Origin of the sequence: Vibrio sp. NC2, assembly GCF_025195005.1 — a bacterium.
Taxonomy (GTDB): Bacteria; Pseudomonadota; Gammaproteobacteria; order Enterobacterales; family Vibrionaceae; genus Vibrio; species Vibrio splendidus.
Genome location: NZ_JANVFC010000011.1, coordinates 56,705 through 69,563, shown reverse-complemented (window position 1 = coordinate 69,563; position 12,859 = coordinate 56,705). Strand labels below are relative to the sequence as shown.

At 44.7% G+C, this 12,859-nt stretch carries 10 protein-coding genes; 9 read left to right on the top strand and 1 reads right to left on the bottom strand.

The window, feature by feature from the left end:
* Window positions 1-51 precede the first annotated feature (51 nt).
* Together NX845_RS14930 and NX845_RS14925 are read left to right on the top strand one after the other, a co-directional pair.
* Window positions 52-669 (top strand): superoxide dismutase, encoded by a 618-nt coding sequence (locus NX845_RS14930; RefSeq protein WP_017088984.1) that lies wholly within the window; start codon window positions 52-54, stop codon window positions 667-669.
* Window positions 670-746: 77 nt separating this feature from the next.
* On the top strand, window positions 747-1,226 hold the full coding sequence (locus tag NX845_RS14925; protein WP_004729711.1) for a tRNA (cytidine(34)-2'-O)-methyltransferase: 480 nt from the start codon (window positions 747-749) through the stop codon (window positions 1,224-1,226).
* Window positions 1,227-1,400: 174 nt separating this feature from the next.
* On the opposite strand, the gene NX845_RS14920 is transcribed toward NX845_RS14925, so the two are convergent.
* Window positions 1,401-1,925, bottom strand: a complete 525-nt coding sequence (locus NX845_RS14920; protein ID WP_004729712.1) for an FxsA family protein — start codon at window positions 1,923-1,925, stop codon at window positions 1,401-1,403.
* 284 nt (window positions 1,926-2,209) lie between these two features.
* Between NX845_RS14920 and aspA the strand changes: the two genes are divergently transcribed.
* The 7 genes from aspA to pyrB all read left to right on the top strand — a co-directional run bounded on the left by aspA (window position 2,210) and on the right by pyrB (window position 12,850).
* Entirely contained in the window at window positions 2,210-3,661 is a 1,452-nt protein-coding gene (aspA, locus tag NX845_RS14915) for an aspartate ammonia-lyase (protein ID WP_004729713.1), read from the top strand.
* A gap of 181 nt (window positions 3,662-3,842) precedes the next feature.
* On the top strand, window positions 3,843-5,150 hold the full coding sequence (locus tag NX845_RS14910; protein WP_004729714.1) for an anaerobic C4-dicarboxylate transporter: 1,308 nt from the start codon (window positions 3,843-3,845) through the stop codon (window positions 5,148-5,150).
* Window positions 5,151-5,692: 542 nt separating this feature from the next.
* Window positions 5,693-7,141, top strand: a complete 1,449-nt coding sequence (locus tag NX845_RS14905) for a YfcC family protein (RefSeq protein ID WP_017094774.1) — start codon at window positions 5,693-5,695, stop codon at window positions 7,139-7,141.
* An 850-nt stretch (window positions 7,142-7,991) separates the two neighbouring features.
* Entirely contained in the window at window positions 7,992-9,215 is a 1,224-nt protein-coding gene (gene arcA / locus NX845_RS14900) for an arginine deiminase (protein ID WP_017077581.1), read from the top strand.
* 73 nt (window positions 9,216-9,288) lie between these two features.
* Window positions 9,289-10,200 (top strand): carbamate kinase, encoded by a 912-nt coding sequence (gene arcC / locus NX845_RS14895; protein WP_004729718.1) that lies wholly within the window; start codon window positions 9,289-9,291, stop codon window positions 10,198-10,200.
* Window positions 10,201-10,409: 209 nt separating this feature from the next.
* Window positions 10,410-11,420 carry an ornithine carbamoyltransferase gene (locus NX845_RS14890; protein WP_102490934.1) on the top strand — a complete coding sequence of 337 codons (1,011 nt, stop codon included), beginning with the start codon at window positions 10,410-10,412 and terminating at the stop codon, window positions 11,418-11,420.
* A gap of 500 nt (window positions 11,421-11,920) precedes the next feature.
* Entirely contained in the window at window positions 11,921-12,850 is a 930-nt protein-coding gene (gene pyrB, locus NX845_RS14885; RefSeq protein WP_004729720.1) for an aspartate carbamoyltransferase, read from the top strand.
* Window positions 12,851-12,859 lie beyond the last annotated feature (9 nt).

The window sequence follows — 12,859 nt, the reverse complement described above, 5'->3', positions numbered from 1 at the left end:
AATGATTGTTATTATCATTATGGTAAATCCTCTAATTAAGGAGGATTTACCATGTCACACACTTTCCCTGCTTTACCCTACGCTTACGACGCCCTAGAACCTTACATTGATGCTAAGACGATGGAAGTGCATTACAGCAAGCACCATAGAACCTACTACGATAAGTTTGTTGCGGCTGTTTCTGGCAGCGAGCTAGAGCAACAGTCTCTGACCGAGATCTTCGCTAACATTTCTCAGCACAGTCCTGCGGTTCGTAATAATGGTGGCGGTTACTACAATCACATCTTGTATTGGAACTGCATGTCGCAAGACGGTGGGGGTGAACCCACGGGCGAGCTTGGCGAAGCTATCAAAAGTACTTTCGGAGATTTCGAGACATTCCAAGATCAGTTCGCTCAAGCGGCAATCAATACCTTTGGTTCCGGCTTCGCTTGGCTAGTGGTGGAAGAAGGACAACTGAAGATCATCTCGACCTCAAATCAAGATAATCCGTGGATGGATACCGTTGCCAGTAATGGCGAGCCTATTCTTGCACTCGATGTTTGGGAACACGCCTACTACATCAGCTACCAAAACCGTCGTCCTGATTACATCAATGCATGGTGGAACGTAGTGAATTGGAATGCGGTATCTGAAAACTACGCTCAGGCACTAGCGAACCAAGCCTAAGCTGAGGGTGGCGAACTGTACTCACTCAGCTTGCCACCGTATACTCTGGCTATCTTTGATTATTCTTGTGAACCAACATGTTTGATATCGCTCTATACGAACCAGAAATCGCGCCCAATACGGGTAACATCATCCGCCTATCAGCTAACTGCGGCGCAAACCTGCACCTTATCGAGCCGCTTGGTTTTGATTTCGAAGAGAAGAAAGTTCGTCGTGCGGGTTTAGATTATCACGACCTCGCACGAGTAAAGCGTCACAAGAATCTAGAAGCCTTCCTTGAGTATCTAGAGAATGAACGTGAGGGTGACTACCGTATCTTTGCTTGTACGACCAAGACCACTGGCCACCACGTTGATGCGAAATTCCAACAAGGTGATGTACTGATGTTTGGCCCTGAGTCTCGCGGTTTGCCTGCTGAGTTCATCGAAAGTATGCCAATGGAGCAACGTATTCGAATTCCAATGATGCCAGAAGCACGCAGCTTGAACCTGTCAAACGCAGTGGCCATCATTGCGTTCGAAGCTTGGCGACAAATGGGTTTTGAAGGCGCGGTATAATACCAATCTCAGTAAATAACCGCTCGCACGGCCTGTTACCTGTTCCAGCTAATAATCGTAAATAGCAGGTAACATGCAATAAAAAAGGCTCTTACCATTATCACTTTCTTGCGAAGGATAAAGGTAAGAGCCTTTTCTGTTTTCCCTCTATATAAAGAAGAGAGAAAAAACGGATTAATTTAAGCGGTTACGATCGTTGTCGTCGTCTTTCTTCTCAAACTCACCCTCAAAGGTGTTGCCGTCTTTTGATTGATCAGATGGGCCTGAATTGAATGGGTCTTGTCCAAATGGGCTCTGGCCAAAACCAGCTTGTCCACCCGCATGGAAACCACCAGACATATTGGTCACCACCATTTTTTCCATCATTTTCTTGGCAATCATCGCTCTTGGTGCAGGCAGCAATACCAACATGCCGAGTGCGTCTGTCATAAAACCCGGAGTCAGCAGTAAAACACCTGCAACCGCAAGCATTACGCCTTCAAGAATCTGTTGTGCTGGCATTTCGCCTTGTTGCAACCGACCTTGAACAGACATAAGTGTCTGAATGCCTTGGCTACGAACCAGCGATGCACCCACAAATGCAGTGATCAGAACCAACGCGATAGTTGGCCACAATCCTAAGAAGCCACCAACTTGAATAAATAGCCCAATCTCAATGATGGGTACGAAGATAAAGAGTAATAATAAGATAGGAAACACACGCCCTCCTTTGTTACGTCCAGTTTACGCTGAAAGCCCTACCAATCTCAAATTTATCCTGTAAATAAGCGTGTTTATTGACCCGGAATAAGTTTGCTAAATATTGACGAAACAAAAACGAAAAAGGTGATCAACTTAATATTTTTATGCGCTAAGTACAGTATCATGTGCCACATAAGTCAGGACGGATTTATCAGCCCAATATTCTAGCGAACGGAGTATTTGCACACAGAATAGGCTAATAACTAACTATATAATCAGAATAATTCTCTAAGGATCCTGTTATGGCTACTCAATCAGAAGCTCAAGTTGAAGCTCCTCAAGCTACTCGTCTCGAAGAAGATCTATTAGGTCAACGTCATGTTCCGGCTGATGCTTACTACGGCATCCACACTCTACGCGCAGTTGAAAACTTCAACATCTCAAATGTAACGATCTCAGATGTACCTGAATTCGTTCGCGGTATGGTGATGACAAAGAAAGCAGCGGCTTTAGCAAACAAAGAGTTAGGTGTAATTCCAAGCGAAGTGGCTAAATACATCATCGAAGCTTGTGACCTCATTCTAGACACTGGCAAGTGCATGGATCAGTTCCCATCGGACGTTTTCCAAGGTGGTGCTGGTACTTCTGTAAACATGAACGCGAACGAAGTCGTTGCGAACGTGGCACTTGAACTTATGGGCAAAGAAAAAGGCCAATACGAGTTCATCAACCCAAATGACCATGTAAACCGCAGCCAATCTACAAACTGTGCTTACCCAACTGGCTTCCGTATCTCTGTTTACAACAGCGTTCGTAAACTGATCGATGCTATCGAATACCTAAAAGGTGCATTTGAGCTTAAGAGCCAAGAATTCAACACAATTTTGAAAATGGGTCGTACTCAACTTCAAGATGCTGTGCCTATGACGGTTGGCCAAGAGTTCCACGCTTGGGCTGTAACCATCAACGAAGAAATCAAAAACCTAGAATACACTTCAAAACTACTGCTTGAAGTTAACCTAGGCGCAACAGCTATCGGTACTGGTCTGAACGCAGCTCCGGGTTACCAAGGCCTAGCAGTTAAGCACCTAGCAGAAGTAACTGGCTTAGAGTGTGTAGCGGCTGAAGATTTAATCGAAGCAACGTCTGACTGTGGCGCATACGTAATGACGCACGGCGCACTTAAACGTCTAGCCGTTAAACTGTCTAAAATCTGTAACGACTTACGTCTTCTTTCTTCAGGTCCACGTACTGGCTTCAACGAGCTAAACCTACCGGAACTGCAAGCGGGTTCTTCAATCATGCCTGCTAAAGTAAACCCAGTTGTACCTGAAGTAGTAAACCAAGTTTGCTTTAAAGTTCTAGGTAACGACAACACGGTTTCTTTCGCAGCAGAAGGCGGTCAACTTCAACTGAACGTAATGGAACCTGTTATCGCACAAAGCATGTTTGAGTCTTTAGACATCCTAACAAACGCATGTGTGAACCTACGCGACAAGTGTGTAGACGGCATTACTGTGAACAAAGAAGTATGTGAATCTCACGTATTTAACTCTATCGGTATCGTTACTTATCTAAACCCATACATTGGCCACCACGAGGGTGACATTGTAGGTAAGATTTGTGCTGAAACAGGTAAGAGTGTTCGTGATGTAGTTCTAGAGCGCGGTTTATTGAGCGAAGAAGAACTTGATGACATTTTCTCTGTTGAAAATCTGATGCATCCTCAGTATAAAGCTAAACGCTACGAATAACGGTAGCGAGAAAGGGCTCCAAACGGAGCCCTTTTTTAGGCTCCAATACGGTTAACCCTGCTGATCTTGTGGATTTCCGTTAGTTGCGTTTTTGCTTAATTAAACCTAAACCATAGAACTATTATGTGAACATTCCAGTGGCGAATGTTCACATAATAAAATCTAAAATGAGGTGTTACTTATGATTGCAGTAGAACTATTTGTCGTCCTGCTCTTTATCTTTTTGGGGGCCAGAATTGGCGGTATCGGTATTGGTTTTGCCGGTGGTGCTGGTGTTATTGCCCTTTCATTAATTCTTGGTGTTCCAACAAGCCAATCTTTTATCCCGGTCGATGTAATTTTGATCATCATGTCGGTTATCACCGCAATTGCAGCAATGCAGGTTGCTGGCGGTATGGACTGGTTGGTACAAATTGCAGAAAACTTTTTGCGTAAACACCCTGAACGTATCACCTTTTACGCGCCGATTGTGACCTTTGTAATGACACTGATGGCGGGTACTGGTCACACAGCATTCTCTACGTTGCCTGTTATTGCAGAAGTAGCAAAAGGCCAAGGTGTTCGTCCTTCTCGCCCACTGTCTATCGCAGTTGTAGCCTCTCAAATTGCGATCACAGCTTCGCCTATTTCGGCAGCAGTTGTGGCTTTTGCAGCGATGCTGGCACCCTTTGGTGTCGATTACCTAACGCTATTGATGGTTTGTATTCCAACAACCTTCATCGCTTGTATGGTTGGTGCGGTTGTCGCGAACTACATGGGCAGCGAACTGAAAGACGATCCTATTTACCAAGAACGTCTAGAGAAAGGTCTAATCAAGCTAGCAACAGAAGAGAAACGCGAAATTCTACCAACAGCGAAGAAAGCGACTTACATCTTCCTTGCGGCGATTGGTTTTGTTGTTTGCTACGCAGCCGCTATCTCTAGCTCTGTTGGCCTAATTGAAAACCCAGCACTGGGCCGTAACGAAGCGATCATGTCTGTGATGCTGGCAGCAGCAGCGGCAATCGTGATGTTCACTAAGATTGATGCAGCGAAGATTTCTTCGGCTCCAACATTCCGCTCTGGTATGACTGCGTGTGTATGTGTACTGGGTGTGGCTTGGTTAGGTTCAACGTTTGTGAATGCACACGTTGCTGAAATCAAAGACGTTGCTGGTGCTCTACTGGCTGACTACCCTTGGATGCTGGCTCTTGTTCTGTTCTTCGCTTCTATGCTGCTTTACTCTCAAGGCGCAACAACGGTTGCACTGATGCCTGCAGCTCTAGCGATTGGCGTAGCACCACTAACAGCCGTGGCTTCTTTTGCTGCGGTAAGTGCACTGTTCGTACTTCCAACTTACCCTACGCTACTGGCAGCGGTTGAGATGGATGACACAGGTTCAACGCGTATTGGTAAATACGTATTTAACCACCCATTCTTCATTCCTGGTGTGGCAACAATCAGTACAGCGGTAGCACTCGGCTTCGCATTCGGCGGTCTGTTTATCTAACACTCGCTGAAAAACCAAACCTAAAAGGAAGCTTCGGCTTCCTTTTTTCTTTTCTGCACAATGTGTTTATTTGATACGTATCAAATAAACATTATAAACCTAAAAATCCGAACAAAAATAAAGTTTGAATAAAATTCCAATAATATTCACGCCATTCATTAACAATGCCTGCCAACGCAACTACCCCTTGTTTCTATCTAATTCAAATCGAATATTAATCCAGGCTAACTAACCAAAAAACCTTGCTCTTTTTCTAACGTTTTTCATCCTATTCATTAGTCACTATTTTTGTGAACAATACCAAACTTAAATGGCGATGTAAGGAATAAAATAACCGCAGTTAAATTAAATCTTAATTCATTTGGATATATAAATATAAAGATACTTATATTTAAAGTCGGCAACGTCATATAGATGCTCGCTCTATAAGGGCAAGAATTTTATATCGTTGAATGCTTTATAAATGTCACTGTATTTACAATCTATAAACATTAGTCGCTAATTCACGTCAATTCTATTTAGGATGATGTAAGGAGATAGCCATGACGACTCAGACGATACCAAGCGAGAAAAAAAAGGGCGGCTTCTTTGCCAACTTTAAATTCCCTTCTGCCTACACCATTCTATTTATTCTAATTGCATTCGTAGCCCTGCTTACCTGGGTTGTTCCAGCAGGCCAATACGACCGAGCAATGAATGAAGAGTTAGGTCGAGAAGTACCGGTTACCGGAACCTATCAAGCAGTAGAAGGTAACCCTCAAGGTGTGATTGACGTACTACTCGCGCCTATTGACGGTTTCTACGACCACAATAGCTATGAAGCTGCAGCCATCGACGTTTCACTGTTCATTCTAATCATTGGTGGCTTCTTAGGGCTAGTAACCAAAACTGGCGCCATTGATGCCGGTATCGAACGCGTCACCGCCCGCCTAGAAGGGCGAGAAGAGTTGATGATACCGATACTGATGGCATTGTTTGCTGCTGGCGGTACCGTCTACGGCATGGCGGAAGAATCACTGCCATTCTATACGCTGCTAGTACCAGTAATGATGGCCGCTCGCTTTGACCCTCTTGTTGCCGCTGCGACCGTACTGCTTGGCGCAGGGATTGGGGTGCTAGGGTCAACGATTAACCCATTCGCAACCGTGATCGCTGCCAACGCCTCTGGTATCCCATTTACTGACGGTATCGTGCTGCGTATTGCCATGCTCGTTATTGGTTGGATAATTTGTGTTGCCTACGTCATGCGTTACGCAAGAATGGTTCAAGCTGACCCAACAACATCGATTGTCTACGACAAATACGAAGAGAACAAAGCGCACTTCCTTGGTAACACGAGCGACGAAAAACTTGATTTCACCACAACGCGTAAATTAATCCTCACTATTTTCGGTGGCTCTTTCGCTGTGATGATTTACGGTGTATCGGTTGCTGGCTGGTGGATGGCAGAGATCTCAGCGATGTTCTTAGCCGCGACAATCATTGTCGGTATTGTGGCTCGCATGAGCGAGGAAGAGTTTACGACTAGCTTCATTGATGGTGCCCGCGACCTACTTGGTGTAGCGCTTATCATCGGTATCGCGCGTGGTATCGTGGTCGTGATGGACCGAGGTATGATCACCGATACGATTCTGTTCTCTGCAGAACAAATGGTAACGGGGCTTTCTTCAGTTATCTTTATTAACGTGATGTTCTTCTTAGAGATTTTGTTGTCCTTCTTAGTGCCATCAACGTCTGGTTTAGCCGTACTCACCATGCCTATCATGGCACCACTGGCCGACTTTGCTGGCGTAGGTCGTGACCTCGTTATCACCGCTTACCAATCGGCATCTGGCTTGGTGAACCTAATCACCCCGACCTCTGCGGTTGTGATGGGTGGCTTGGCGATTGCCCGCGTCCCTTATGTTCGCTGGGTTAAATGGGTAATGCCATTAGTCGGTATCTTAATGGTGTTCTGCATCGTTGTACTAAGTATTGGTGCGCTGATCTAACTTAAAGCACTTCACTCCGTTCTCATCCAAAGCCGCTTCCATAGCGGCTTCCATAGCGGCTTCCATAGCGGCTTCCATAGCGGCTTTTTTTATTGCTATCTAATCCAACTCCAACCCAATCACCAAAACAACCTGCCGAGCTGCACACGCTTCATTTAACGCCTCTCTATGACCTATCTCAGTAGCAAAGCTTAAACAAGAAAAAACCACTTGCGACAAAGAGTCAGCCAACGTTTAAACATCAAGGTTAAAGCTAATAAATCGCCAACTATTCTTCGCTCTTATATTTATACAAATATTTAGTCATTTATTAGCGTTAATTATATTTAAAGTAATTTACACAGTAATAACCAAAGAGAAAATAGTAGTAATTTTTATAGGAAACTGGCTTAAAAAACCCAATTATAAAGTGTGACCACAATAGCTTTATTCGCATTTATTTTGTTAACAACTAATTAATTCCACATCCAAAATTAAATATCTAAATAAAAACACTGCATACTTCCAAACTAAGCACACTCTTATCAATAAAACTATTCTGCATATAATCCCTCACAAATCGGATTCTAGCTAGGCGAATGAAAAAAGCATGCATAATATTCCCAAGGAGTTAACTATTTAGAAAAGCCTGACAATAGTTGAAAGTGCATAAAGTTTGTTAAAACCCTTGATTTTAAAGGGCTGCGGGATAAAAAACGATTTGTGATAGATCTCTAAGAATACCTGACTAGCAGGCGTAATATTAATTCCAGACAAGAGATATGAATAAAATAATTCAATATTCTCAACTGAAAATAAATAATTACTCTTAGCAATAAAAGTAATTCAAATATATAAGAGAGAGACGATCATGAGTAAGTTCTATGTAGGTTCTGAAATAGGTCAATTACGCCGCGTTCTAGTTCACCGCCCAAGACGCGCACTGACTCACCTAACACCCTCTAACTGTCACGATTTGCTATTTGATGACGTACTGGCTGTTGAGCGTGCAGGTAAAGAGCATGACGCGTTTACTCAAACGCTACGTGATCAAGGTGTTGAGGTTCTTCTTCTTACTGACTTACTAGCCGACACACTAGCGGTGTCAGAAGCGAAAGATTGGCTACTAACCTGCCAAGTATCTGATTACCGTTTGGGTAAAACATTCGCCAATGATGTGCGCTGCTACTTGGGCGATTTACCAAACCTAGAGTTAGCAAAAATCCTAACGGGCGGTTTGTCTTACGCTGAGATGCCAATGAAATCATCTTCAATGATGCAAGGCATGCACGCACCAACTGACTTCATTATCGAGCCACTACCAAACCACCTATTTACTCGCGATACATCTTGCTGGGTATATGGCGGTGTATCTATCAACCCAATGGCGAAACCAGCTCGTCAACGTGAAACAAACCACGTTCGCGCTATTTACCGCTGGCACCCAACATTCGCAGGCCAAGACTTCATTAAATACTTCGGCGATGAAGAAAAAATCAATTACGACAACTCAACGATTGAAGGTGGTGACGTTCTTGTACTTGGTCGTGGCGCGGTTCTTATCGGTATGTCTGAGCGTACAACAGCACAAGGTGTTGAACACTTAGCATCTAGCCTATTCAAACACGGTCAAGCGACACAAGTTATCGCAATGCAGTTACCAAAACACCGCTCTTGCATGCACTTAGACACCGTAATGACTCACATGAACGAAGATACGTTCTCTGTTTACCCTGAAGTGGTAAGTAAAGACGTGCAGTGCTGGAACCTAACTGGCGATGAGTCTGGCGCTGTAAAAGTGAAAGAAGAAGGCTACTTCGTAACAGCTATCGAAAAAGCACTTGGCGTAGACAAGCTAAACCTAATCACAACCGGTGGCGACAACTTCCATGCAGAACGTGAACAGTGGAACGATGCAAACAACGTGCTAACGGTTAAACCTGGCGTCGTTATTGGCTACGAAGGCAACACCTACACCAACGAAAAATACGACAAAGCAGGCATCACGGTTCTTCCGATTCCGGGAGACGAACTTGGTCGCGGTCGCGGTGGCGCACGCTGCATGAGCTGCCCAATTGAGCGTGATGGTATCTAATCACTAAGACGAAAACGGCCAAGTTGAACGATCTTAAATAATCTCAGCTTGGCCAGAATGAGAGAACACAATTATGACTAAGCAAACTGTTGTTGTTGCACTCGGCGGTAACGCCCTACTTCGTCGCGGTGAGCCGTTAGAAGCCGATGTTCAACGCCGCAATATTGAAACCGCGGTTAAAACCATCTCTGAAATCGCGAAAGTGTACAACGTGGTTTTAGTACACGGTAATGGCCCACAAGTTGGCCTACTTGCTCTGCAAGGTTTGGAATACAAAAAAGTAAACCCGTACCCACTAGATGTATTGGGCAGTGAAACTCAAGGCATGATCGGCTACATGCTGATGCAAGAGTTCAAGAACTACCTGCCTGACCGCAACATCTCGTGCATGTTGACGCAAATGACGGTTGATCCAAACGATCCAGCATTTGCGGATCCAACGAAGCCGATTGGCCCGATCTACGAAGAAGCAGAAGCGCGTGAATTAGCGGAGAAATTCCACTGGATAGTAAAACCTGACGGCCAACATTTCCGTCGCGTGGTACCAAGCCCACGCCCTACCGGCATTGTTGAGCACGAAGCGATCACACAGCTTATCGATGCGGGTCACCTAGTAATTTGTACTGGCGGTGGTGGCATCCCAGTGAAAAAAGAGAATGGCAAATTAGTGGGTGTTGAAGCGGTTATCGACAAAGACATGTCAGCGGCTTTCTTGGCGAAACAACTGGATGCGGATGCGCTGCTTATTTTGACCGATGCTGAGGCTGTGTACCTTGATTGGGGCAAGCCAACTCAACACGCACTGCGCAGCACCACACCAAGCGAATTGGCGAAGTTCACATTTGATGCAGGCTCGATGGGGCCAAAAATTGAAGCATCGTGCGAATTCATTCAGCAAGGCGGCAAAGTAGTGGGTATCGGTGCACTCGAAGATGGTTTGCAAATCTTGCAAGGCCAAGCGGGCACCAATATCACCAAAGGTTAACGCACTAGCGAGCTTTATCACCTTGAAAAACTTAAAGCTTGGAACCTTAAAGCTTAAGAAGCTGAAACCTTGAGAGCTTTTAAAGCTTGCGAAAACAGAATTAAACGAACAAACAGAACCGAACAAATTTAACTAAATATTGAATCGCGCTTTCTTGAATTTTCTTTCCCTGTAACAAGGAAGCGCCTAAATCTAAAAAGGAATACATCATGGCTTTTAACCTACGCAATCGTAACTTCCTAAAACTACTAGATTTCACTCCACGCGAAATTCAACACTTGTTAGATCTTTCTATGGAGCTAAAAAAAGCGAAGTACAACGGTTACGAACAGCCAACACTGACTGGCAAAAACATTGCGCTTATCTTTGAGAAAACGTCCACTCGTACTCGTTGTGCATTTGAAGTTGCCGCATTCGACCAAGGTGCTCGAGTTTCTTACTTAGGCCCATCTGGCTCTCAAATTGGCCACAAAGAATCAATGAAAGATACCGCTCGAGTTCTTGGCCGTATGTACGATGGCATTGAATACCGCGGCTTCGGTCAAGAAATCGTTGAAGAGCTAGGCGCTTACGCAGGTGTACCGGTATGGAATGGTCTGACTGACGAATTCCACCCAACACAGATCCTTGCTGACTTCCTAACTATGACGGAATACGGTCGTGGTAAACAACTGCATGAAATCAGCTTTGCTTACCTAGGTGATGCTCGCAACAACATGGGTAACTCTCTGATGGTTGGCGCTGCGAAAATGGGCATGGACATTCGCCTTGTTGCTCCAAAGCAATTCTGGCCACAAGAAGAGCTATTGGCTCAATGTCGTGAAATCGCAGAACACACTGGCGGCAAAATCACGCTAACCGAAGATGTTCAAGAAGGCGTGCAAGGTTGTGATTTCCTATACACCGATGTTTGGGTATCAATGGGCGAAGCGAAAGAAGCATGGGCTGAGCGTATCAACCTAATGATGCCTTACCAAGTCAACATGAACATGATCAAGGCAACAGGCAACCCACATGTGAAATTCATGCACTGCCTACCGGCTTTCCACGGCGAAGATACCACAGTAGGCAAACAGCTTGCTGCTGAATATCCGCAGCTTAAAGATGGCGTAGAAGTGACAGATGAAGTGGTCGAGTCTGAATACTCCATCGTGTTCGATGAGGCTGAAAACCGCATGCACACCATCAAAGCAGTCATGGTTGCGACATTAGGCAGTTAATAAGCTAAACAACTAAGAATCTAGGTAGCTAATAATCTAAATAGTTAAGCACTCACTTGTTCGCAAGCATTAACAAGTTAAGTGCAGTAGCAGGGAAATGCGGGTGGCATACTTGGGTTTTAACCCTTGGATAAAGCCCGCATTTTTTTTCATTCGACTGAAGAGATTATTACCAAAAAAAAACACAAGTTTTTCAGCTTCAACAAAGGCTTAAATGGAAGTTAAAAACGGACGTTATTTCGCATAAAAATCCATTAAATGAATACTTTAAAGAAAGTATTGCATGGCCTTTTTATCTGAGTATAATCCTCCGCAATTTGTCTTAAGAGAGCAAAAAATGAACCGCAATTTTGTCGCACATGATTGTCAACCAATACGCCTTAGAATGGCGTTGGTGTCATTTTTATTTTGCTCTATTGATCGTTTCGAAGCCTCCTATTTTTAGGGGGCTTTTTTTTGTCCGCAATTTGACTGTATGCATAGAAAAAGGAAGACCCGTTATGGCGCATTCGTTATTTAACAAGCACATCATCTCCATTCCAGAGCTCTCTCGTGATGAACTGGAGCTTATCGTCGATACTGCTGCAAGACTCAAAGCAGAGCCAAATCCAGAGCTGCTGAAAAATAAGGTTGTCGCGAGCTGCTTCTTTGAACCTTCAACTCGAACTCGCCTTTCATTTGAAACCGCAGTTCAACGCCTTGGCGGCACCGTCATCGGCTTTGATAATGGCGGCAACACATCGTTGGCTAAGAAAGGCGAAACACTTGCCGATTCGGTGCAGGTCATTTCTTCTTACGTTGATGCCTTTGTGATGCGTCACCCACAAGAAGGCGCAGCACGTTTAGCCTCTGAATTCTCTAACGGTGTGCCAATTGTAAATGGTGGCGACGGTGCGAACCAACACCCAACGCAGACCTTGTTGGATCTATTCTCGATTTACGAAACGCAAGGCACGCTCGATAACCTCAATGTGGCATTCGTTGGCGACCTAAAATATGGCCGTACCGTGCACTCATTGACGCAAGCACTCTCAAAATTCAATAACGTGCGTTTCTTCTTTATCGCGCCAGAAGTGTTAGCGATGCCAGATTACATCTGTGAAGAACTGGAAGAGATGGGTATCCAATACAGCACCCACAGCAGTATTGAAGAAGTGGTGCCTGAACTGGATGTGCTGTACATGACTCGCGTACAGAAAGAGCGCTTTGATGCGTCAGAATACGCACACATGAAATCGGCTTACATTCTGACGGCCGATACGCTGAAAGACGCTCGCCAAAACATGAAGGTACTTCACCCACTGCCACGCGTCGACGAAATCACAACTGACGTCGATAAAACGCCACACGCTTACTACTTCGAACAAGCCGAAAACGGTGTGTATGCACGTGAAGCTTTATTAGCCCTAGTTCTAAATGACACTTTATAAGCAGGAGAT

Bases quoted from the DNA above. Each gene is read 5' to 3' on its own strand.
- NX845_RS14930 (WP_017088984.1), top strand. From the start codon at position 52: ATGTCACACACTTTCCCTGCTTTACCCTACGCTTACGACGCCCTAGAA.
- NX845_RS14925 (WP_004729711.1), top strand. From the start codon at position 747: ATGTTTGATATCGCTCTATACGAACCAGAAATCGCGCCCAATACGGGT.
- aspA (WP_004729713.1), top strand. From the start codon at position 2,210: ATGGCTACTCAATCAGAAGCTCAAGTTGAAGCTCCTCAAGCTACTCGT.
- arcC (WP_004729718.1), top strand. From the start codon at position 9,289: ATGACTAAGCAAACTGTTGTTGTTGCACTCGGCGGTAACGCCCTACTT.
- NX845_RS14910 (WP_004729714.1), top strand. From the start codon at position 3,843: ATGATTGCAGTAGAACTATTTGTCGTCCTGCTCTTTATCTTTTTGGGG.
- pyrB (WP_004729720.1), top strand. From the start codon at position 11,921: ATGGCGCATTCGTTATTTAACAAGCACATCATCTCCATTCCAGAGCTC.
- NX845_RS14890 (WP_102490934.1), top strand. From the start codon at position 10,410: ATGGCTTTTAACCTACGCAATCGTAACTTCCTAAAACTACTAGATTTC.
- NX845_RS14905 (WP_017094774.1), top strand. From the start codon at position 5,693: ATGACGACTCAGACGATACCAAGCGAGAAAAAAAAGGGCGGCTTCTTT.
- arcA (WP_017077581.1), top strand. From the start codon at position 7,992: ATGAGTAAGTTCTATGTAGGTTCTGAAATAGGTCAATTACGCCGCGTT.